Genomic DNA, 21,483 nt, shown 5'->3' on the forward strand with positions numbered 1-21,483 from the left:
AGTATTTTTTTATATTGAAACGTCGTCTTGGAACCGAGTTTTGTTATAGTAGAGCCAAATTTTCAAATTCAGATTTAGGAAGATCGTATGTCAGCAGCTCCACGCATTGGTATTGTAGGTGCAGGTGGCCGTATGGGCCGTACATTGATTCAAGCTGTACAACAAGCAGGCTTTCAGCTTGCTGCTGCAGTAGAGCGTCCAGAAAGCACATTAATTGGTGCAGATGCAGGAGAGCTTGCTGGAATTGGTGCTGTGGGAATCAAAGTGGTTGGCAACTTGGAAGAGATCCTCAAAGATGTGGATGTGGTGATTGATTTTACTGCGCCTGTTGCCACTGAACATAATTTAAAACTATGCAGTGCTGCTGGTGTTGCGATGGTGATTGGTACAACTGGTTTTTCGGATCAACAAAAAGAGCTATTAAATCAATCTGCGACTCAGACACCGATTGTTTATGCTGCAAATTATTCAGTGGGTGTGAATGTTTCGATTAAATTACTTGAGTTGGCAGCTAAAGTATTTGGCGATACTGTGGATATTGAAATTATTGAAGCACATCACCGTCATAAAGTAGATGCACCATCAGGTACTGCACTGATGATGGGTGAAGCTGTTGCTGACACACTGGGTCGTGATTTAAAGAAAGTTGCTGTCTATGGTCGTGAGGGGCATACAGGTCCACGTGAACGTGAAACCATTGGTTTTGAAACGATTCGTGGTGGTGATATTGTGGGCGAACATACAGTGATGTTTATTGGCGAAGGTGAGCGTGTAGAAGTGACACACAAAGCCACGAATCGTATGAATTTTGCTGCAGGCGCCGTACGTGCAGCCGCTTGGGTTGTCGGCAAAGATGCAAAAAAATACGATATGAAAGACGTTTTAGGCTTAAATGATATTTAAGCTTAAAATCTGATGCGATAGAATTAAAACAATTAGTCAAATTTTGAACATTCAAAAATGAAAAAAACAGTGATGTTATTTGCTTGTGTAATCAGTGCTTTTGGCCTGACTACACAAGCTGCTTTACCAAGCAATGCCAAATTGAGTTTGAATAAAAATAACATTCAGGTATGGACATACAAGGATGCCAGTAATTCTGTGTTGTCTTATAAAGCTGAAACAACATTAGACGTACCGATTGATCGTGCTGTTGCTTTGGTATTGGACGTCAAAAACTCACCGAAATGGGTACCCAATGTTGCCAAAGCTGAAGTGTTATCTCGCGATGATAAAAAAGGTGAATTCAGCATTTATATGGTTTTAGATTTTCCCTTTCCCTTAAAAGATCGCGACATGGTGGTTAAAGGAACCATGTCTAAAGATGCAAATGGCAGCATTTTTATTAAGAATTCTGCGATTCAGCAAGGTAAAGCATTAAATCCTGACTATGTGCGTTTAAAAGATTATTCAGGTGATTGGACCTTTCAAAAACTGGGTGCCAATAAAGTCAAAGTCATTACCTCTGGACATGCCAATCCAGAAGGTTCCATTCCCGCAAGCTTAACTAATATTTTGGTTGAACAGCAGCCTTATCAGATGTTGCAGAAAATGAAAACAGAATTGGCAAAGAATAAACCCTTTACAGCTTTGCCTGATATTTTAAAATAGGCATTGTTTGATCAATAATCTTGAAGCAGATCACTTATTGACGAAACAACGCTATATTCGAAAAAATAATGCTTGGCAGATCTTTCCGCTCATTTAACTATTGAAAGTAACCTTTCTCAATGTGTTGATGTAGAAAGAAAGGTTACTTGCAGTCTTTGTGGCGATTGTTAAGCGCTACGCTGAATGGCTATATTGTTGAGCAGGTGCTTTATTCATTTTCATTTGAATAAAAACCAGCACTAACCCTAAAGCTGTGAGTACCGCACCTGCAATAGACACCGCAGCATAACTCATGCCCATACTCAATACTGCTCCACCAGCTGTTGCACCTAAAGCATTGCCTAAATTAAATGCCCCGATATTTACCGAAGATGCCAATCCAGGTGCTTCATGAGCAACAGACATGACACGCATTTGTAAAGGTGGGACCACGGCAAAGGCTGCTGCTCCCCAGACAATCAGTGCCAATGCTGCACCAATTTGAGTTTGAGCCAGTATAGGGAACAGCAACATGCTCACCATCAGTAACAGCAAGAAACTGGTCAATGTTTTGGTCAGTGACAAGTCTGCAAATTTCCCACCTAAGTGATTACCAATTGAAAAACCAATTCCAATCAGTACCAGCATCAAGGTAATAAACATCGGGCTTGCATGGGTGATGTTTTGTAGGCTAGGCGCAATATAGGTATAGAGGGTAAACATTGCACCTGCACTCATCACCGTGGTGAGCAATGCAAGAACCACAGGCAGCCGAGTCAGAACTTTTAATTCTGCTTTGACATCAGGACGTTGACTTGCTTTATCTTCAGGCAAGGCTTTCCATAGTGACAGCATAGTAATCACGCCGAGTAAGGCGATTGCTGCAAATGACATACGCCAGCCAATATTCTGCCCAACCCATGTGGCTAAAGGCACACCACCGATGTTGGCAATGGTGAGGCCCATAAACATGGTGGCAACTGCACTGGCTTGTTTGTCTTTAGATACGACGCTTGTTGCAACAATGGAACCAATCCCGAAAAACACCCCATGATTGAGACTGGTCAGGATTCGAGCGGCCATTAAGCCCCAGTAATTGGGGGCAATTGCAGCAAGAATATTGCCAATGGTAAAAATAATCATGGCTAAAATAAGCGCTTTACGTCGTGGAAACCGTCCAAACCATAAGGTCATAAACGGTGCACCAATCATGACACCGAGTGCATATGCGGTGATCAGCATACCTGCGGTTGGGATTGAAATATTCAAATTTTCTGCAATTTGGGGAAGAAAGCCCATAGGAGAAAATTCAGTTGTTCCTATTGCAAAAGCACCAATGGCCAATGCGAGTAAGGGAAAATTTAATTTCATGAGAAATCTCAAATATACAGCATATTGAAAATGATGGGATGTAACAGTGTTCGGCCAATCACGAGGATGGTTATTTAGTTTTCAGCCGCTATGTTGATGAAATGACAAAATAAAGCTTCGCAAGAAAACAATCTTGCGAAGCAATCTAAGTCATGATCAAAAGGGGTAAATCATGTTTTGAAGCCTAGTAAGCAAAACCTAGCAACTAAACTTTGCTAATCAAAGCCTAAGCCAAGATTTGCTCTGCTTTAAATCACTTTTACTCCAGCAGTGAATTAAACATCCCACTGAGGTGCTAAGTTTTCAGGATCAACCTCACGGCCATTACGTTCCAATTGCGCGATTAATTGCATTTCTTCAGCCGATAACTGAATCTCTTGTGCTTTTAAGTTGGCGATTAAGTTTTCACGTTTAGTCGATGACGGAATGACAGCAAAGCCTTTCTGCAATGCCCATGCCAATGCAATTTGAGCGCTAGAAGCCTTATGCTGTTTGGCAATTTCAGTTAATGTTGGGTCATTTAAAACTTTACCATACGCCAAAGTCATATAAGAGGTCACATCAATATTTTGTGACTGTAAAAAATTCACCAACTTATCATTTTGCAAATAAGGGCTAAGTTCAATTTGGTTGGTGGCAATATTTTCAAGTCCTACAGCAGCAATGGCTTGTTGCGATAAGTCGATATTGAAGTTTGAAATTCCAATATGTTCAGTTAAGCCCAGCTTTTTTGCTTCTAACAGGTTCAGCATCATTTCTGCAACAGAAATTCCTAGACTTGGTGCTGGCCAGTGAATCAAGGTTAAGTTGACTGCATCAGTACCTAGTTTCTGTAAGCTATCTTTAAGACTTGGAATAAGTTTGTCGGCTTGATAATGATCTGTCCATATCTTTGTTGTGATAAACAAATCATCACGATGGATATGGCTTTCTGCAATGGCCTGACCGACTTCTGCTTCATTGCCATAGATTTGAGCAGTGTCTACAGCACGATAACCAACGTCTAAGGCTGTTTTGACCGAATCAATCACAGTTTGTCCTGTTAAACGGAAAGTACCGACACCAAATTGAGGAACGATGTTTGTCATGCTGGATTTCACTTTATTTTCTGAGATTGAGTGTATTTTGCTACTTTAATTGTTGCGGAAAAATACAGGAATATGCAAAATATTATTGACTAGAAATCAACAATAAGCAGAGCGCTGACAGCAATGAAATCTACACTCGAAGAATTACAGGCTTTTATTAATATTGTTGATAGTGGTTCAATTGTTGCAGCAGCAACGCATCTTGAACAAACCACTTCAGGTGTAAGTCGAGCCTTGCAACGACTTGAATCTAAACTGAATGTCACCTTATTAGAGCGGACAACACGTAAACTTAAGTTGACCCAAGAGGGGCAATTATTTTTAGCAAAAGCCCGAAAAATTGTGCATGACCTCAATGAAGCAGAAGATGCTTTATTAAAATCTGACAGTGATACATCTGGGCTGATTCGCGTGGATTCCGCGACACCTTTTGTATTACATGTGATTGCACCGTTGATGCAAGAGTTTTCTCAGTTGTATCCTGAAATAGAAATAGAGTTAAACAGTAACGATCAGATCATTGATTTATTAGAACATAAGACAGATGTTGCAATACGTTTTGGTGATCTTAATGATTCGAGCTTACATGCGCGTTTGTTGTGTAAAAGCCGATTATATATCGTTGCCAGTCCTGAGTATTTAGCTACACATGGTTATCCAGCAACACCGCAAGATATTTTAAATCATACCCAAATTGGCTTTAGCAAAGTCAGCCGTTTAAATACTTGGCCGATTCGAGTCAATGGAGAAAGGCTTACTGTCAAACCAAAAATCAAAGCATCCAGTGGTGAAACTGTCCGTCAACTGTGTTTACGCGGGCATGGAATTGCGAGATTGTCTGAGTTTGAGATTTTAAAAGATATAAAGCAAGGACGCTTGATCGCTCTATTTGAAGATCAAATAGAGCTTTATGAGCAACACATCCATGCGGTGTATTATCAACAGGAACATTTACCAAAGCGTGTCCGTTTATTTATTGAGTTTTTAACGCAAAAGCTGTCAAAGTTTCGATAGTCTTTTGTGGTGGTAAATCCAGACTCAGTAAAGTTTGGCTACTGGGTTTTTGTGGATTGACCAATTGGATTTCAAAATGATCAGTTGCTGTCTGAAGACATTTAAACGCCAAGTCTTTTTGCACCGGGATATTAATCTTCATCCGTTGATCACTACTGGCATGGTAGCGGTAGTTTCGCACAGCTGCAGTCTGGTGTAAGGTGGGTTCTAGATGATCAAGCTGATACTCAGCTAAATTTTGTGTTTTTAAAAAGCCTTCAATCAAAGATTTACATACAAAATGTTGTTTCTGAGCAGCTTGATTGACCTGCTGAGGCTGGCAAGCAGTTAATCCAAAGACAATACTGATTAAAGCGATCGTTCTCATTTTTTTCTCCTTTCAAATCAATTTGTTTGTAAAAATTGGCTGTGAATGAAGCATAAATCTGTTAACTTTATAGATACAGATACAACAAATATTAAAATTTGAGTACAGATATGGCTTTTCAATATCAAACATTAGCACAACAAATTGCACAGAAAATTTATTGTGGAGAGTTGGCCGTTGGGCAACGTCTTAGCTCTTTGCGAAAATTTGCAGCATTGCAAAATATTAGTCTCAATACAGCAAAGAGTTGTTATGAATTGCTTGAAGCGCAAGGCTTGATTTATGTCAAAGAAAAGTCCGGCTATTTTGTTCAATCGCAGCAAAAAGCCCCACAGATTGCTGTACCTGACCATCCTGATTTTAAGTCGAGGGCGCGTGAGGTTTCAAATCTAGACTTACAAATTCAAATTCATGAAGCAGCAATCAATAATAAGCTGATCCATTTAGGTTCAATTCAGTTATCACCTAATTTAGTTCCTGTAGAGGCCTTACGCCGTTCAATACAACGTGCTTTAAAGCACAGTAAGCCAGAAGACTTTTTATATAATGACCGCCAAGGGCACCTTCAGTTAAGAGAGGCATTGTCAGCACATTGGGCTGAAGATGGTTTTTATATTGCCAAAGAAGATATTTATATCAGCAATGGTTGTATGCCGGCATTGTCTGTGATGATTCAAAGCCTTAGCCAAATCGGTGACAGTGTGATTGTACCCACGCCAAACTATAATGGTCAGTTGCAATTATTGGCGTTGCTCAAACGAAAAATTATTGAAATCCCTGCCAATACCGAAGGTTTTGATCTGGAGCGTTTAGAACAAGAGATGCAAAACTCAGGCGCAAAAGTCTGTTTATTAACCGCCAACTTTCAAAACCCTTTAGGCTTCTGTTTGACTAATGCCGAGAAAGAAAAAATCGCACAGCTGGCAGCGAAGTATCAGTGTTACGTGATTGAAGATGATATTTATGCTGAATGTAGCTTTAATGCCAAACGCCCTTTACCGATTAAATATTGGGATCAACAGGGCTATGTGGTTTATTGCGGATCGGTTTCCAAGTCGTTGTCGACCTCTTATCGGGTCGGTTGGTTCTGTTTGCCACAACGTTTACAGCACTTACATGCCAAGTTAATTTTACAAAATGTTTCGGTCAATACACCATTGCAATTGGGGCTTGCCGATTTGATTTATAGCCGAGCCTATCGTCAGCATTTGAGTGAGTTACGCCCTAAGTTGATGGCTCAAGTTGCGCAATATCTACAGTTTATTCAACATGCTTTTTATGGGGTTGAGATCCGTTTAAATCAACCGCAGGGAAGTTATGCCTTGTGGTTACAGTTCCCAGAACAGATTGATAGCTTGGCGTTGTATTATTATGCACAGCAATACAGTATCAATATTGTGCCAGGGATTATTTTTGGTGAGGATCACCGTTATAACAACTGTATTCGTTTAAATGCAGGGCATGAATTGTCTCAGGAAATTCAGGATGCAATTATGTTATTGGCAGATTGGGTAAGAGGTGAATTGTCAGCCAAGAGTGTGGCTTAAACTGATTTGTGAGCAAATGCATAGCCCGACAGCCTTATTCCATTCACGGTTCTTGATAAACCGTGATGGATGGTCAGACTTAAATTAGAAATCCGCTTTTAATACGATACGATAACGGGCTTTTCCAGAGTGAAGTCGCTCCAAAGCCTCATTAATTTTTGACATTGGATAAACTTCAATTTGTGGTGCAATGTTTTTGCGTGCGGCAAATTGTAATAATTGACGCAATGCAAAAGGGGAGCCTGTTGGTGAACCAGTCACTGATTTTGCACCGCCAATCAGTGCACCCGCTGGAATCGGCATCGGTTCGAGGACTAAACCTAGCATATGAATTGTGCCATTTGGCGCCAGTGTATTGAGATATGCTTTCCAGTCCAAACTCACATTTACCGTACAGAGCAATAAATCAAATTTGCCACGTTGTGCTTTTAAAACATTGGCATCGCGACTATTGACCACATGGTCTGCACCCATCGCTTTAAGTTCATCTGTTTTATCCAAACTCGATGTAAAGGCAGTGATCTCACAACCCCACGCTTTGAGTATTTTAATGGCCATATGACCTAAGCCACCAATCCCAATGACACCAACATGGTGAACTGCTTGAATTTGATGTTTTAAGATTGGGTCAAAAACAGTGATACCACCACACAATAAAGGGCCAGCACTTTCAGGGTTTAAATCTTCAGGAAAAGGAATAATCCACTGCCAACCTGCACGGACCTTATCTGCAAACCCGCCTGCATGACCAACGATAGTTGCAACTGAACCCCCTGTGCAAAGCACTTGTTGACCACTAACACATGGATCACAGTGCTGACAACTTTCCGCAGTCCAGCCGATACCAACACGTTGACCGACTTTTAATCCTTTCGCCTCTGAACCCAGTTGAGTGATGGTACCGATAATTTCATGACCGCCAACCACTGGAAAAACTGAATTTCCCCATTCATTGTTAATCACTGAAACATCGGAATGGCATAAACCGCAATATTCAACTTTGACTTCGACTTGATGAGGCTGTAATTCACCTGCATCAAATTGATAGGGCACAAGTGCTGCACCTGCCTCTAAGGCAGCATAAGCATGAAACGTATTATTTGACATGTGAATCCTTCCTGTTTGCTCAGTTAAACTTTTAGCGGGATATACAATCATTTTCATGGTCATTGACCATACCCACTGCTTGCATAAAGGCATAGCAAGTGGTTGGACCAACAAATTTAAAACCATTCTTTTTTAACACTTTGGAAAGCTTTTGACTGGTTTCAGTTTGTGCCGGTGCTAATTTATAATCAGGGACATCATTGAGTTGTACTTGCTGGTCGACGAAATCCCATAACCAGTTCACCATATCGATGTCTTGAGCTTTCATGTTTTGCCATGCAACGGCATTGTCACGAATCGCCGTTAATTTACCGATATGGCGAATCAGCCCAGCATCCTGACATTTTAGCGCAAGCTCTTGTTCAGTAAAATTGGCGATGGTTTGAATCGGGTGGTTAAAAAATTGGGCGCGGTAGCTTTCACGCTTTTTTAAAACAGTAATCCAAGATAAACCTGCTTGTTGCCCCTCTAGGCAAAGCATTTCAAATAAATGCTGTTCATCTCGATTGGATTTACCCCACTCTTGATCATGATATTCAATATAAATAGGATCATCTGAACACCAACCACAGCGTTTATTTGTCATAAAAGATCTACCATTGTTCTGATTGATTTAAGTTTTAATTGTCTAAAGTTTAAATTCGACCCACTGATCTTGTTTGTTGTCCCAATAGGAAAGTTGCGCATGTTGTAAATCTTTAAAATTTACCCAAATATCTTTACCCGCTTTGTCTGCAAAGCCAGTACTGATCATTAATGCTTCATCGGTGATTTCCATAATCCAGCCTTGATGATTTTGTCCATTGAGGGCAATTTTTTGTTGATTGCCTGATTCTGCAAATTCAACTAAACGCTCAAGCAATGCTTCTGACATGGAATATTCCTAAATTGATTCAATCTAAAATTAACGTAAATAAGGGTAGGGGTTGACTGCACCTTGGCCTTTACCTCTTAAGTATAGTCCATAGTGCAAATGCGGTGCAGTATGTCGTGCATTTCCAGTATTGCCCACATAGCCGATTAACTGACCTTTTTTAACGTAATCGCCTTCTTGTAGACCACGTTTGTGATCGTTTAGATGAGCATAATAGTGATAAACACCACCTGGTCCGATGAGCCAAATCACTTTACCCCCCAGATTATTGCTCTTTAAGCTGGCAATCACACCTTCAGTACTACTATAAACTTTGGTTCCACGTGAAGCCATGATGTCAATTCCTTCATGTGCTCGCCCAGCACTGCGAGATGCACCCCAAGTATCTGTGAGGTTTTGTGGTTTTACTCCATCTACAGGAATTGCCAATCGGGTTGGCATTGACATTGCTTTTAGGCGGTTAATTTGAGCTTGTGGAAGCTGAGGCTTAGATGAGCTTGGCTTTTTAGGTGCAGTGGTACATGCAGTTAAAATAATGGCAAGCAAGGCCATCAAGCAATATTGGATGCTACGTGACACGAGAAATCCTTATTTTCAAGTTTCAAAAGGGCAAATTAAAATTGAAATATGCTTCGAATACCCGTGTCTGACTATGTCATATTTTTACTGCTGAGATCAATTTTTTCATGGCTGTAGGGATGCCCATTTGTGTAGCTTTTTGTGGTGTTAACCATTCGCCCCCAAGTTCAGCCTGAAGATATTCTTTTTGGTCTGATTCAACTCGAACAATATGCGCATTTAAAATCCATGTGAAATGGGTAAAACTATGCGAGATTTGGACAGGTTCAACAGTTGGAATAAGTTTTAGACTTTGACAAAGCTGTTGAAACGCGAGCTCATTTTCAAAAATCGGCAAACTCCATAAGCCTCCCCATAAACCACTGTTAGGACGCTGCTCCCATAACCATTGTTGATCTGACTCAATTAATAACACTGTGGCTGTTCTAACGGGAACAGGCTTTTTAGCTTTCTTATAAGGCAGTTCAGTTTCTAGCCCTTGTTGATGGGCTTGGCAATGTTTTTGCATAGGGCAGTATAAGCAGAGTGGTTTTTTGGGCGTGCAAATGGTTGCACCCAAATCCATAATTGCTTGGGTATAGTCATGGTTGCGTTCAGTTGGGCATAAACTTTCCGCCAGTTGCCACATGGCTCGTTCATGGATGGGTTTACTCAGGTCATCTTCAATGGCAAAGAAACGGGCCAAAACACGTTTTACATTGCCATCCATAATGACGCCATATTGGCGTAAGCCAAGCGACATCAGCGCGCCACCAGTAGAGCGACCAATACCTGAAAGTTCCACCCATTGTTCTAAGCTTTGTGGGAAATGCCCTTGCTGGCTGACCACGCCTGCTGCTTTATGCAAATTGCGTGCACGGGCGTAGTAGCCTAATCCTGCCCAATAGGGGGCAACATCATCCCATGAGGCTTTACCCAAATCATCGACAGTCGGAAAGCGTTGGATAAATTTATCAAAATATTGCAGTACAGTTTTGACTTGTGTTTGTTGCAACATAATCTCAGACACCCAAACTTTGTATGGATCATCAGCCACTTGCCACGGTAAATCATGGCGCCCGTGTTGATCAAACCAAGTCAATAGCGCATCTGAAAATGAAAATTGCGACATAACAATCTAGCGTAAAAATTGGATGCTCAGTATAACCAAGATAAATTTATTGCGGAAAATTATCTTAAACTTGAGCAGCAATCTGCATAAAAAAAGACGCCAAAGCGTCTTTTCAAATGCGTTTATAGCCACAACTTAGTTTTCGTTGATGATACCCCAACGCTTATCCAGTTTAAGCGGTTCGTTTTTATAACGTGGGATAATGTGAATATGGAAATGTTCACTTTGATCTTCACCAAACACATGACCATCATTAAAGGCGATATGGAAACCTTCAGGTTGATGGCGAATCTTAAGCTCGTTACGTGCCAGTTCCAATAAAGAGGAAAGGCTTTTACGTTCTTTCTCTGAAACCTCAAAAAAAGAAGCAATATGGCGCAAAGGAATAATCACTGAATGACCTTTAGACAAAGGGTTATGTTCAGGCAAAATTGCACCAAATTCATTTTTATCAATGATATCAAATTCTTCAAAGTCACAATAAGGACATACTTTTTCAGTCATTTCTAATCCCTCGTTTTGTTGTCTTAATCGACGTAGAACGTATTTTAATTAAGCCAGAGTAGGTTAAGCCAAGGTACGATCTAATAAATCATACATTGCTGCTAATCCGGCTTTTTCTGCTTCGGCGTTATAACCTAGATCTACGCCATTGGCTTTTGCTTTTTCATCTGCTTGTGGGTTACTAAAGCCATGTTTAGCATCTTTGAGGATGATCACTTCAGATTTTACCTGAGCATGCTGCATTTCTTGTTTAAACGATTCGACATCTGCCAAAGACACCATGCTGTCTTTTTCACCATGTAGCACTAACACTTGCGCTTTAAATTTTTCTGCTTCCGCTGCTTTTTGCGCAGATAAATTTGCATGGAAAGTAATCGCAGCTTTTAAGTTAGCACCTGAGCGTGCCAAATCTAATATCACTTTACCACCATAACAGAATCCAATCGCAGCCAAACGCGTTGCATCGACTTCTGGTTGTGCTGCTAAAGCAGCCAAAGCCGCAGCTGAACGCTCAACAATGGTCTGCTCATGTTGGAAGGTTTGCATCATCCACTCATGGGCTTGAGTCGCAACAGCCGTGGTTTTTTTATCGCCATACATATCAATTGCCAGCGCAGCAAAACCATGTTGTGCCAACTCTCGAGCACGTTGTTCAGAATACTCATTTCGGCCCCACCATTCTGGACCAACAATCACACCTGCAACTGGTTGTGCGGATTCAGGCGCAGCAAAATAACCGATTAAAGTTGTTCCATCTTTTGCTTGATATTGAATTTCACGAGTTTTGATTGCAAGAGTCATCTGTTAATCCTTGTGTATCGGCGAGAATGAGATTGATTAAAGCATAAATATATAAGATTCAAATGACTAAATTTCGAATATTTACAATAGAAATGTGAAAATTTATGAATGAAAAAGGTCGTTTTCAAATGAAAAAGAGAAGAACCAAGGTTCTTCTCTTTTATGAAAATTGATCAGGAAAAGCTAAACTTTTCCTCTCGAAATAAAACCAACAATCGCGAGGATTACCGCGACAACGAGAAGAATGACTGCGAAGTCTTTAGACATTCCCGCGACACCACCAAAACCAAATAAACTTGCGATTAAGGCGATCACAGCGAAAATAATTGCCCAACGAAACATAAGATTCATCTCCATATTTTTGTTATGTATTTTCAGTATAGGCAGAAAAATCTGAGGGACTTGTGAAGTTGTGTTTAAAAAGTGTGATTAATAAAGCAATATGTAAAGGTTTGTTCTGTTTTAAATTTTCTAATTTCTGCTTATATACTGATATAATTATTTCGCCTTAAATGACTTTAATGTTATGCCATGACCTTTGAGATCCGTCCCCAGTTTTGGAAGAATTATACACTGTCTGAGTTAAATCCGACCGAGTGGGAAGCGTTGTGCGATGGTTGTGGGCTGTGCTGTTTGGTGAAATTAGAAGATGATGACACACATGAAATAGCCTATACCAAAGTGTCTTGTAAACTCCTCGATTGTGAAACAGCACAATGTTCTGACTATCCTAATCGTTTAGATTATGTACCTGACTGTATTCAATTAAGCCCTGAAAAATTAGCCAATATTCATTGGTTGCCTTCAAGTTGTGCTTATCGTCGGGTGAATGAAGGTAAAAATTTACCGGCATGGCACTATCTGATCACAGGCTCAAGAAGCAATGTGATTAAGGCCAGAAAATCTGCTGCTGGGCGTTGTATCTCCGAAACAGAAGTCAATGAAGAAGACATTGATGAATACATTGTAAGATGGGTGCGTTAAATCATTTGAATCAATTGTGAATTGATAATCATTATCAAATAGTAATATGATAGGCAAACTCTTCAGTTTGATGTGTTTTAAAATGTTTGCTTTATCTTGGTTATTCAAAAAAAGTGCATTCTGTGTATGTGCAATCAGCCTGAGTTTCGGTATTCACTGCAATGTTTATGCAAAACCAGATTTGCAAGCTTTAGGGCCAAATATTGCGGAGCAAGGCTCCAGTTACTATCAATTTCAAGTAAAAAATTTTCAATCCGCAGATCAACAACGGCATTATAAAGTTTGGGTCGGTATCCCTAAACACATCAATAAAAATAAGATCTTACCTGCTGTTTATATGTTAGATGGCAACTCTGCTATGGCGCGTTTAGATGAGTCACTGTTAAAAAAACTATCCGAACAAGACAGCCCCGTGTTGGTAGCTATAGGCTATCAAACCCAGTTACCGTTTGAGTCCGCTTCACGGTCTGTAGACTACACACCTGCCGATGAATCTGGGAAAGTGGCGGCTGACCCACGCAATCCTGAACGTATGGCAGGGGGAAGTGCACAATTTAGACAGGTGCTGTTTGAAAAAATTATGCCGTGGGTCAATACGCAAGTAAAACTGGATAAGCAACGTACCGCATTATGGGGACATTCTTATGGTGGTTTATTTGTTTTAGATACCCTTTTAAATAGTCAAAGCACAGATAATAAGTTTTCACACTATTTTTCAGCCAGTCCATCTCTCACATGGGCAGATTCTCGATTACTCAAAGCCGTTGAAAAAGCCCCACCTGAGCAATTAAAAAATAAAAAATTATGGGTGATGGAAGGTGACATCATTCAGTCTACAACTAGACCAATCAGCCCAAATGCAGATCGGGACATGATTCAAAATAACCGTCAATTGGTTTTAGATTTGGCCAGTAAAGGCGTAGATGCAAAATTAATGCTTTATCCACATCTTAGTCATGGTCAAGTATTTCAGGCCTCGTTAATGGAGGTTTTGCAGAATCGATTATTTTAAAGCTGAAAGTGCAATATTGATGATTTTCCATAGTAGACTAAGGACAGCATTCATCAATTAAAAAAGCAGTATGTCAGACACTCAAATTCCGCTTCCAGAACGTTTACGTCCACGTGATTTGTCTGAAATTATTGGGCAAGATCATTTACTCGGTGTTGCAGCACCACTCCGTCAAATGATTGATCAAGGGCATTTACCCTCGATTATTTTTTGGGGGCCGCCTGGTGTTGGAAAAACCACCATCGCATTGTTATTGGCTCAAGCAGTCGATCGTACATTTATTAGCTTATCTGCCTTAAATACAGGGGTAAAAGAGCTCCGTGAGGTGATTGCTGACAGCGGTGATTTATTAACACCGGTGGTGTTTATTGATGAAATTCATCGTTTTAATAAGTCGCAACAAGATGCCTTATTGAATGCGGTTGAAAAAGGCAAAATTACCCTGATCGGTGCAACCACTGAAAACCCTTCATTTGAAGTCAACAGTGCTTTGCTGTCTCGTTGTCAGGTGTATACCTTAAATGGATTAAGTAATGAGGCGATTCAAGAACTCATTTTACGCGCGATTCAACAAGATAAATTTTTAAAAGACCGCCATATCCAGATTGAAGAATTTGATGCCTTGGTTCAATTTGCTGCGGGTGATGCACGTAAGGCACTTAATTTAATCGATTTAATTGCCAGTACCTTTGAGTCCGATATTGAAAATATTGTGACCAATGCGATCGTGGTCAAAGTTGCGCAACAGAATATTGCACGCTATGACAAGTCAGGTGAGCAGCATTATGATCTTGTGTCTGCGTTTATTAAATCTATTCGAGGTAGTGATCCTGATGCAGCGTTGTATTGGATGGCACGTATGCTTAAAGGCGGTGAAGATCCGGTTTTTATCGCTCGTCGTATGTTGATCGCTGCTTCAGAAGATATTGGAAACTCAAATCCAAATGCCTTGCTTTTAGCGGGCGAATGTTTCCGCTCGGTTCAAGCGATAGGCATGCCTGAGTGTCGAATTATTTTAGGCCAATGCGCAGTTTATCTGGCAACCAGTGCAAAGAGTAACAGCACTTATTTGGCGATCAATAAAGCCTTAGAACTTGCAGAAAAAACGTCCAACCTTCCTGTGCCACTCCATTTACGTAATGCACCGACCAAGCTTATGAAACAACAAGGCTATGGTGTGGATTATCTTTATCCTCATAACTACCCTGAAAATTTTGTGCTACAGGAATATTTACCACCTGAATTGAAAGGCACAAAATTATATGAGTCTGCTCGTAATAAGCGTGAAGTTGAAGGTGAGCGTTTACAACAACGTCGTTGGCAACAGGAACAGCAGCAACAGTAGTTGTGAAGTTTATTTGCTTAGGCATCTTTTAAATAGATGTTCTATTTTATATAAAGGTTTAAAATATCGGCAAAATTTAAATTAGGCTGACACCATTTTAGAAATACGCTTGATCAAAGTGCTTCTAAATGGTTTAGAAATTTTATGAAATTATCCGTTTTATCTTTTGCTGTTTTAATTTCTTTGCCGATGTTGAGCCATGCTGAACTTGCAAGTAAAATTTCGACCCAAAATCAGCCTAAACTTGCTTCGCAGCAGCTTAAAACACTTTATCAACAAAGTTTTGTTCAGCAAAAAACAATTCCTCAAGGCTGGCGTATTCCTGGCAACAATGCGGGCAATGTCTATGTTGAGAATGGGATGCTTCATATTGATGGTCGAGCAAATTCAGTCAGTCCGACCTCAATTTTATTACCGCAAAATCTTGAAAAACAGCAAAATTATCGCATTGATCTCGAATTTACTTTAGACCAAGCTGTCAATAACTCGCGTTGGGGCAGTGTGATTTATGATGTCACAGAAACTCAGGGGGTGATTCCAAGCAGTTATTATCAATTTACCCTCAGAACAGATACCACTGCAAAAAATGGTACGGAGTTTGGTCGTCATAAAAGTAACGGGCAGTGGGAGGTCTCTGAAACGAAAGCATTTTCGGAGAACATCAAAGCAAATCAATGGTATAAAGCCAGCATTGTGGTCTCTGGACAACGGGTACAACACTATTTAAACCACCAGTTAATGCAGGACGTAGAACTTGACCAAGGATCTGCCAAAGGCGGCATCGGGCTTTCAGCAACAGGCCTAGTCTTAAAAGTTAAAAATATTCAAGTCTCTGAACAAACCAGTGCATTGCCAGACTTAGCCAATAAAGTCACTCAAGTACAAGAAATTCAAACTAATGTCGCTTTGGCACCGACGCTAATTCAAAAAGTTAAAACTACCAGCAGTCCATTAAATTCAACTAATCAGTTATATTATCAATTAGATGCCAATTTAAACTTGCTTGATCAGACAGGGAAGGTGGTTGAAACATTACAACAATATTTGGTGAATCCACAGCGCAATACCATTCCTGTTTTAGAAATCAAAGATCCCAAAAGTATTGAAGCCTTAAAATTACTCTCTAAATCTCACGATATGAGCGATATTACTGTATTGTCGAAAAGTGATGATTTACTCAAGTCTGCGCATCAAATTGTACCTACGCTTCGAACAGCATTAGATTTAAGTCGCGAAAATTTAAAGGAGAGTCATGCAAGTCTTTCTGAAATTATGCGTCGTACTAATCAGGCCTATGCACGCATCGTGGTTCTTCCGCATCGCCTTGCCAACAAACCGAGTGTTAGCTTTATTCAACGTCATTTAATGACAGTGTGGGTTGATACCCCAGCACATGATCCGCAGGATGTCGCCAGTATTTTGACTTCAGGTGTGAATGGGATTATTACAACGCAAAGTACGCTATTTGCCAGTGTCTTAAAACAATTTCCAAAAAATACACTATTGCGTAAACCCTTTATTATTGGGCATCGTGGTGTACCCAGTTTAGAAGATGAAAATACCTTAGAAAGCGCAAAACATGCAGTTGCTTTGGGAGCAGATATTGTTGAAAACGATATTTATTTAACCAAAGACCAGCATCTTGTGGTGATGCATGATGCAACAGTGGATCGCACTACACGTTCAACAGGTAAAATTGAAGAAATGAGCCTTGCGCAGGTTCAACAATTAAAATCTAAAAACAAAGCTTATTCAGTACCGACCCTTGCAGAATATTTCACCACATTTAAGCACAATCCAAACTTTGTACTGATGATCGAAATGAAAAGTGCCAATCCAGCATTGGTTGCAAAAATGCAGGATGAAATTAAAAAGTACCAAGTCGAAAATCAAGTCGTCACGACCTCATTTAATGCAGATCAAGTTACGCGTGCACAGTCACAACTGTCTGAGATTCCACGAGGGTTATTGGTTGGAAGTATGCCCAATAGCCGCAATACTTTAATTGCAGCCAAACAAATCAATGCCGATGTTCAGAAATATAATTCAGCGTATAACCCAGCTTATCGTGCTGATTTGATCAATCTTTTAGAAACAACCAAGCACCGTGGAATCAGTTTTTGGCCTTGGGCATTGAATGATGAAACATTTAAAAAATTATATATTGCAGGGACCTACGGAATAACCACCAATTCTGCGCAACTTTATTCGAAATACATCGTTGATATTCAAGCACCCAAGAATATCAAAGTAAAAGCTGAACAGCCGGTATTACTCAATGTGCAATTGGTTCAGCAAGATGGCGTGAAGCTCAATCAGCAACTCAGTAATTTTGTCGTTTTATCAGGTTCTGCAAAACATGAGATTAAAAATGGTCAGTTGAGTTTCTCTGAAAAGGGCACTGTATATGTTTTGGCAGGTTATAAATATCAGATCGATGCACAAAACTTCTATCAAATCTTTTCAGCCCCTATAAAAGTCATCATCCAATAGCTTATTTTATGGCATCTGTTTGAAATGGAAGTTCCACATCTTTGGGGAAATTTGGAAAAAGTGTAAACAGCATCTGAGGATTATTCTTTAGTCCTTCACCGTCCAGATAGGTCCATTGATGTGATTGTAGTGAACGAATGGCGACCATAAATGAGGGTGATGCTGCTTGAATTTGACCCGCAACTTTCATGGTGATGGTTTTGGGTACAAAGCAAATTTCTTCACGATCTACGATATAGCTATAAAGTGGCGGCTTTGATTGTACATTGACAATTTCTACCCGAGATTTGGCAAGCAGATTTTGAACGTATTTAAGCAGCTGTTGATAAGCTTCTGCACCACCAACATAGTTGATCAGAGATGGATGGGTTTTTTGTTGCATAAATGAATAATCATTTTTCTTTAAATCTTGTCCTAATTGATCTAAGTCTGGCGCAATAATTTTAGGATAATCTTGCTGACAGCTTAACTCTTCCGCCTGTGCAGGATTTAAAATGATCAAGAATAAAATGACAGCATAAATTGTTTTTATCATGTTGGATTAAATCTGAATATCGTTTGTTTTGAGTATATAAGTTTCTTAAAAAAAGTTCACCAGCAATCCAAGCTTACCGATACTCGCTGATCCAACAGGAGATTTTGTAACGTGTCTCTGTTCATCTCTGAAAAGTTAGGTAGCACCTACACAAATTGATTTAAACTTTCAAAGCAAAGTGTGCAATGAATGTTTTTAAAATCAAACAACTTATTTGCCCATAGAATTGATTTAATTAAAATTATGAATGAAGAAAATTATATTCCAGTGTATGCGTTTCTAAACCGGTTGAGGATATACCCAATAACGACACACATAAAAAAACCGAGCCATTCAACTCGGTTTTAAGCCCTTGGTTAATTTTAACCCCTACCACTTATAATTAATTTTGCCGTAATAGAACGCACCATTAAAACCAAACGGTGAGAACTGGCTGTATTGCAAACTTCCGCCAGTAGGTTTGTTGATGTCATAAATATCTTTATCAGGATAAACATTGGTAATGTTGTCTCCCCCGACAGTAAATTTCCAATTGTTTAATTGGTATGTCAGTGCTAAATCCAACAGCCATTTTGCAGAAAATTTCTGATCACTGGCAGCACCTGAGTTACTGTAAGTTTCGAAGCTACCATAACGCGTGATATTGGTATTGATACCAAAATTTCCAATTTTATAATCATTGGCTAAACTGAACTTATGTTCAGGCGTGCTTCCTGCCAATAGACCATATTGTTCACGACGGTCTAAACGGGTGAGGTTGACACCCAAGGCATTTAAAATCTCAGGGTTTTTATCGACATCGGTGACTTTATTGCGATTAAAATTATATGCCAAAGATGTGGTTAACTCGCCATAAGGCAGGTTTTGCCATTGGTAATTGGCAACTAAATCTACACCACGAGTGCGGGTATTACTGGCATTATTAAAGAAACGAACCGTGCTGAAATTGGTATCGGTAATCCCTTTAGATACCAAATAAGCGCGAACAGCGGGGCTGCTGGCATTGATATTTGAAGATAAGCTAATGCGGTCATCAATATCAATTTGGTAGGCATCCAAAGTCACATATAGGTTTTTAGTCGGGGTAAATACCAAGCCAAGGCTATAGTTCTTTGATTTTTCAGCTTTTAAGTCTTCTGCGCCGAGCAATTGTGCAACTTGTGAAGAACTTGGAAATGTTCCAGCCTCAACAAACTGTCCATTGACCAATTGCGAAGAAGTTTGGGTGAAATATTGTTGTGCCAGACTCGGTGCGCGAAAGCCTGTAGAAACTGAGCCACGTACCGCAACTTGAGGTAAAAGTTTATAACGTAATGAAAGAGATGCATTATTGGTGTCCCCAAAGTCATCATATTTCTCATAACGATAGGCTGTAGATGCTGAAAGTTTTTGGGTAATATCTGTTTCTAAATCAAGATATCCTGCATAACTGTCACGTGTCCATTTCCCGGCATCTGCTTGACGAAAGCCTGATAAACCTGAAGAACCACTTTTATAATAAGAGGCCGGATTGCCTGCTTTGATTTGATATTGTTGATTTAAATACTGAGCACCAAACGCGACATTTAATGGACTTGCAAAAGCAGAGATCTCAAATTCTTTTGACAGATCAATATTATAAACAGCTTGAGTATTCTTTAACTGTCCATTATGGAATGAATTTGGTGTTGAACCTGTATCTTTGTATAGATCGACATTGATGGTTTTTGTATTTACATCATATTGGTTTAAGCCATAATTGGCTGAAACATCATAGCGCCAATCTGCGACTTCCCCACGTAAGCCTGCAACGGCACTAAAGTCATCTAATTGACCGCGAATCAGCGGTAAATAACCATTTGGAAATAATGCAGGTACATTGTTCGAGGCATTACTCAAACGATAGAACCCAGCAGTTTCTGCATTACGATGGCTATAGGTTGAAAAACCATATAATTCAACAGTATCACTAAGGTCAAAACCAGCATTAACAGAAGCTTTTACCTCATCAGATTTTGGATCACCAAAACGAAAAGTTCTTTGTCCGTATGTAGTGGCGTTTGGATCACGAAGGTCTAAACCTGCGCGATTGGTTGCTTCATTGTCCTGCCATTCACCAGAAAAAATGGCATAACCATAATTGCCCAGTTGAGTACCGCCCGAGACATAGGATTGTTTTTGTTCACCATCACCTTTGTCATAAATACCGTAGCGAATACCAGCATCACCTGTTTTAGGATCAGACTTTAAGATAATGTTGACAACACCAGCAATTGCATCTGAACCATAGCGAGCAGATGCACCTTCTCTAAGTACTTCAATACGGCTGATGGCAGAAATCGGAATGGCATTTAAATCGGTCGGTGCCGAACCGCGTCCAATGGTGCCCCCAAGGTTAATAAATGCCCCTGTATGGCGACGTTTGCCATTCACTAAAACCAAAACTTGATCAGGAGAAAGCCCTTTTAGTTGCACTGGGCGAACGAGTTCTGTTCCATCGACAACGGTTGGACGAGGAAAGTTAATCGAGGGGATAATTTTAGCCAGCGCCGTACCCAACTCACTTGAACCTGTACGTTCTGTCAACTCCGCTGCACTAATTACATCAATTGGTTGTAAGGAATCTGTTTTAGAACGTTTTAGCGAGCGTGTACCTGTAACAACAATGGTATCAAGTGTTTTAACTTCTTGGGTGGCTGGAATCTGTTCCGCAGCGTAGGCATGTGGATATAGAAATGTAAAAACTAAGCTGGCGGTCAGGCTTAATGAATATCGTTTTGATAATGTACGCATAACTCTATTTTGTAGCTCTTTTTGTAACGGTTTGTTGTGATCATAGTGAGCTTGAGATTATTTAGAAAACAACTTTTAAAAATATAAATAGAATAAAATCTGCAAAGTGTATGGTTATTTAAAGTGTTCTCAGTTTAGAAATCTAGATTTTATCATGCGATGTTTTATGGGAAGTTTGATACACAATCTTTTGAAATTATTGATAAAGCGTATGATTTTGATTGGCTCAGTGATGAGGCGATGATATTGAATTAAGTTGATGAAATATAGTGATGATCAACAATTTACATCAGCAAAAGCTGGGTTTGATCAATGCTATACAGACGAATAAATCCCATGACAGAGCCCAGTTTGATCAGTTTATATTTGCTTTAATGCAAAAGGGCTAC

21 protein-coding genes are annotated in these 21,483 nt (G+C 39.9%); 8 read left to right on the forward strand and 13 right to left on the reverse strand.

The window, feature by feature from the left end:
- Window positions 1-87 precede the first annotated feature (87 nt).
- Together dapB and ASC84_RS17285 are read left to right on the forward strand one after the other, a co-directional pair.
- Window positions 88-903, forward strand: coding sequence for a 4-hydroxy-tetrahydrodipicolinate reductase (gene dapB / locus ASC84_RS17280; RefSeq protein ID WP_004718838.1), 816 nt, complete (start codon window positions 88-90; stop codon window positions 901-903).
- A 57-nt stretch (window positions 904-960) separates the two neighbouring features.
- Window positions 961-1,611, forward strand: a complete 651-nt coding sequence (locus ASC84_RS17285; RefSeq protein WP_004718837.1) for an START domain-containing protein — start codon at window positions 961-963, stop codon at window positions 1,609-1,611.
- Window positions 1,612-1,785: 174 nt separating this feature from the next.
- On the opposite strand, the gene ASC84_RS17290 is transcribed toward ASC84_RS17285, so the two are convergent.
- Together ASC84_RS17290 and dkgB are read right to left on the reverse strand one after the other, a co-directional pair.
- On the reverse strand, window positions 1,786-2,961 hold the full coding sequence (locus ASC84_RS17290; RefSeq protein ID WP_056517028.1) for an MFS transporter: 1,176 nt from the start codon (window positions 2,959-2,961) through the stop codon (window positions 1,786-1,788).
- 275 nt (window positions 2,962-3,236) lie between these two features.
- Window positions 3,237-4,049: a 2,5-didehydrogluconate reductase DkgB gene (gene dkgB / locus ASC84_RS17295; RefSeq protein WP_056517031.1), complete on the reverse strand. Its 813-nt coding sequence runs from the start codon at window positions 4,047-4,049 to the stop codon at window positions 3,237-3,239.
- A 123-nt stretch (window positions 4,050-4,172) separates the two neighbouring features.
- Between dkgB and ASC84_RS17300 the strand changes: the two genes are divergently transcribed.
- Window positions 4,173-5,063 (forward strand): LysR family transcriptional regulator, encoded by an 891-nt coding sequence (locus tag ASC84_RS17300; protein WP_004718832.1) that lies wholly within the window; start codon window positions 4,173-4,175, stop codon window positions 5,061-5,063.
- On the opposite strand, the gene ASC84_RS17305 is transcribed toward ASC84_RS17300, so the two are convergent.
- A complete protein-coding gene (locus ASC84_RS17305; RefSeq protein WP_056517032.1) occupies window positions 5,023-5,430 on the reverse strand; it encodes a hypothetical protein in 408 nt (135 codons plus the stop codon). The two genes, ASC84_RS17300 and ASC84_RS17305, sit on opposite strands and share 41 nt — an antisense overlap.
- A gap of 110 nt (window positions 5,431-5,540) precedes the next feature.
- Between ASC84_RS17305 and ASC84_RS17310 the strand changes: the two genes are divergently transcribed.
- On the forward strand, window positions 5,541-6,977 hold the full coding sequence (locus tag ASC84_RS17310; RefSeq protein WP_004718828.1) for a PLP-dependent aminotransferase family protein: 1,437 nt from the start codon (window positions 5,541-5,543) through the stop codon (window positions 6,975-6,977).
- 84 nt (window positions 6,978-7,061) lie between these two features.
- Here the strand turns inward: ASC84_RS17310 and ASC84_RS17315 are convergent, their stop codons facing one another.
- The 8 genes from ASC84_RS17315 to ASC84_RS22490 form a co-directional block, all read right to left on the reverse strand.
- The gene (locus ASC84_RS17315; RefSeq protein ID WP_056517339.1) at window positions 7,062-8,084 is read right to left on the reverse strand and encodes an NAD(P)-dependent alcohol dehydrogenase; all 1,023 of its coding nucleotides are present in this window, start codon (window positions 8,082-8,084) and stop codon (window positions 7,062-7,064) included.
- Between the two features lie 31 nt (window positions 8,085-8,115).
- Complete coding sequence (locus ASC84_RS17320; RefSeq protein WP_056517034.1) at window positions 8,116-8,670, reverse strand: DNA-3-methyladenine glycosylase I; 555 nt, start codon at window positions 8,668-8,670, stop codon at window positions 8,116-8,118.
- 42 nt (window positions 8,671-8,712) lie between these two features.
- On the reverse strand, window positions 8,713-8,958 hold the full coding sequence (locus ASC84_RS17325) for a hypothetical protein (protein ID WP_056517037.1): 246 nt from the start codon (window positions 8,956-8,958) through the stop codon (window positions 8,713-8,715).
- A 30-nt stretch (window positions 8,959-8,988) separates the two neighbouring features.
- The gene (locus ASC84_RS17330) at window positions 8,989-9,537 is read right to left on the reverse strand and encodes a M23 family metallopeptidase (RefSeq protein WP_004718822.1); all 549 of its coding nucleotides are present in this window, start codon (window positions 9,535-9,537) and stop codon (window positions 8,989-8,991) included.
- Window positions 9,538-9,613: 76 nt separating this feature from the next.
- Window positions 9,614-10,648, reverse strand: coding sequence for an A/G-specific adenine glycosylase (mutY, locus tag ASC84_RS17335; RefSeq protein WP_056517038.1), 1,035 nt, complete (start codon window positions 10,646-10,648; stop codon window positions 9,614-9,616).
- 135 nt (window positions 10,649-10,783) lie between these two features.
- Window positions 10,784-11,152, reverse strand: a complete 369-nt coding sequence (locus ASC84_RS17340; RefSeq protein WP_004718818.1) for an HIT family protein — start codon at window positions 11,150-11,152, stop codon at window positions 10,784-10,786.
- Window positions 11,153-11,215: 63 nt separating this feature from the next.
- The gene (locus tag ASC84_RS17345) at window positions 11,216-11,953 is read right to left on the reverse strand and encodes a dienelactone hydrolase family protein (protein ID WP_056517041.1); all 738 of its coding nucleotides are present in this window, start codon (window positions 11,951-11,953) and stop codon (window positions 11,216-11,218) included.
- A 183-nt stretch (window positions 11,954-12,136) separates the two neighbouring features.
- On the reverse strand, window positions 12,137-12,295 hold the full coding sequence (locus tag ASC84_RS22490) for a DUF1328 domain-containing protein (protein WP_004718815.1): 159 nt from the start codon (window positions 12,293-12,295) through the stop codon (window positions 12,137-12,139).
- Window positions 12,296-12,484: 189 nt separating this feature from the next.
- On the opposite strand from ASC84_RS22490, the gene ASC84_RS17350 reads away from it, so the two are divergent.
- The 4 genes from ASC84_RS17350 (at window position 12,485) to ASC84_RS17365 (ending at window position 17,787) form a co-directional block, all read left to right on the forward strand.
- Complete coding sequence (locus ASC84_RS17350) at window positions 12,485-12,937, forward strand: YcgN family cysteine cluster protein (RefSeq protein WP_034614705.1); 453 nt, start codon at window positions 12,485-12,487, stop codon at window positions 12,935-12,937.
- A gap of 82 nt (window positions 12,938-13,019) precedes the next feature.
- The gene (locus ASC84_RS17355; protein WP_056517044.1) at window positions 13,020-13,949 is read left to right on the forward strand and encodes an alpha/beta hydrolase; all 930 of its coding nucleotides are present in this window, start codon (window positions 13,020-13,022) and stop codon (window positions 13,947-13,949) included.
- Window positions 13,950-14,019: 70 nt separating this feature from the next.
- Window positions 14,020-15,294: a replication-associated recombination protein A gene (locus tag ASC84_RS17360; RefSeq protein ID WP_034614710.1), complete on the forward strand. Its 1,275-nt coding sequence runs from the start codon at window positions 14,020-14,022 to the stop codon at window positions 15,292-15,294.
- 144 nt (window positions 15,295-15,438) lie between these two features.
- Window positions 15,439-17,787, forward strand: a complete 2,349-nt coding sequence (locus ASC84_RS17365; RefSeq protein ID WP_056517046.1) for a glycerophosphodiester phosphodiesterase family protein — start codon at window positions 15,439-15,441, stop codon at window positions 17,785-17,787.
- A 1-nt stretch (window position 17,788) separates the two neighbouring features.
- Here ASC84_RS17365 and ASC84_RS17370 read toward each other — a convergent pair whose 3' ends face one another.
- Both ASC84_RS17370 and ASC84_RS17375 read right to left on the reverse strand, forming a co-directional pair.
- On the reverse strand, window positions 17,789-18,322 hold the full coding sequence (locus ASC84_RS17370; protein ID WP_056517049.1) for a hypothetical protein: 534 nt from the start codon (window positions 18,320-18,322) through the stop codon (window positions 17,789-17,791).
- 369 nt (window positions 18,323-18,691) lie between these two features.
- Window positions 18,692-21,094 (reverse strand): TonB-dependent siderophore receptor, encoded by a 2,403-nt coding sequence (locus ASC84_RS17375; protein WP_056517052.1) that lies wholly within the window; start codon window positions 21,092-21,094, stop codon window positions 18,692-18,694.
- Window positions 21,095-21,483 lie beyond the last annotated feature (389 nt).

This window comes from Acinetobacter sp. Root1280 (assembly GCF_001425285.1).
Taxonomy (GTDB): Bacteria; Pseudomonadota; Gammaproteobacteria; order Pseudomonadales; family Moraxellaceae; genus Acinetobacter; species Acinetobacter guillouiae.

Coding starts and splice junctions, on each gene's coding strand:
- ASC84_RS17340 (WP_004718818.1), bottom strand. CDS start 11,152: ATGACTGAAAAAGTATGTCCTTATTGTGACTTTGAAGAATTTGATATC.
- ASC84_RS17365 (WP_056517046.1), top strand. CDS start 15,439: ATGAAATTATCCGTTTTATCTTTTGCTGTTTTAATTTCTTTGCCGATG.
- ASC84_RS17370 (WP_056517049.1), bottom strand. CDS start 18,322: ATGATAAAAACAATTTATGCTGTCATTTTATTCTTGATCATTTTAAAT.
- dapB (WP_004718838.1), top strand. CDS start 88: ATGTCAGCAGCTCCACGCATTGGTATTGTAGGTGCAGGTGGCCGTATG.
- ASC84_RS17350 (WP_034614705.1), top strand. CDS start 12,485: ATGACCTTTGAGATCCGTCCCCAGTTTTGGAAGAATTATACACTGTCT.
- dkgB (WP_056517031.1), bottom strand. CDS start 4,049: ATGACAAACATCGTTCCTCAATTTGGTGTCGGTACTTTCCGTTTAACA.
- ASC84_RS17300 (WP_004718832.1), top strand. CDS start 4,173: ATGAAATCTACACTCGAAGAATTACAGGCTTTTATTAATATTGTTGAT.
- ASC84_RS17360 (WP_034614710.1), top strand. CDS start 14,020: ATGTCAGACACTCAAATTCCGCTTCCAGAACGTTTACGTCCACGTGAT.
- ASC84_RS17355 (WP_056517044.1), top strand. CDS start 13,020: ATGTTTGCTTTATCTTGGTTATTCAAAAAAAGTGCATTCTGTGTATGT.
- ASC84_RS17315 (WP_056517339.1), bottom strand. CDS start 8,084: ATGTCAAATAATACGTTTCATGCTTATGCTGCCTTAGAGGCAGGTGCA.
- ASC84_RS17285 (WP_004718837.1), top strand. CDS start 961: ATGAAAAAAACAGTGATGTTATTTGCTTGTGTAATCAGTGCTTTTGGC.
- ASC84_RS17310 (WP_004718828.1), top strand. CDS start 5,541: ATGGCTTTTCAATATCAAACATTAGCACAACAAATTGCACAGAAAATT.
- ASC84_RS17325 (WP_056517037.1), bottom strand. CDS start 8,958: ATGTCAGAAGCATTGCTTGAGCGTTTAGTTGAATTTGCAGAATCAGGC.
- ASC84_RS17320 (WP_056517034.1), bottom strand. CDS start 8,670: ATGACAAATAAACGCTGTGGTTGGTGTTCAGATGATCCTATTTATATT.
- mutY (WP_056517038.1), bottom strand. CDS start 10,648: ATGTCGCAATTTTCATTTTCAGATGCGCTATTGACTTGGTTTGATCAA.
- ASC84_RS17375 (WP_056517052.1), bottom strand. CDS start 21,094: ATGCGTACATTATCAAAACGATATTCATTAAGCCTGACCGCCAGCTTA.
- ASC84_RS17290 (WP_056517028.1), bottom strand. CDS start 2,961: ATGAAATTAAATTTTCCCTTACTCGCATTGGCCATTGGTGCTTTTGCA.
- ASC84_RS17305 (WP_056517032.1), bottom strand. CDS start 5,430: ATGAGAACGATCGCTTTAATCAGTATTGTCTTTGGATTAACTGCTTGC.
- ASC84_RS22490 (WP_004718815.1), bottom strand. CDS start 12,295: ATGTTTCGTTGGGCAATTATTTTCGCTGTGATCGCCTTAATCGCAAGT.
- ASC84_RS17345 (WP_056517041.1), bottom strand. CDS start 11,953: ATGACTCTTGCAATCAAAACTCGTGAAATTCAATATCAAGCAAAAGAT.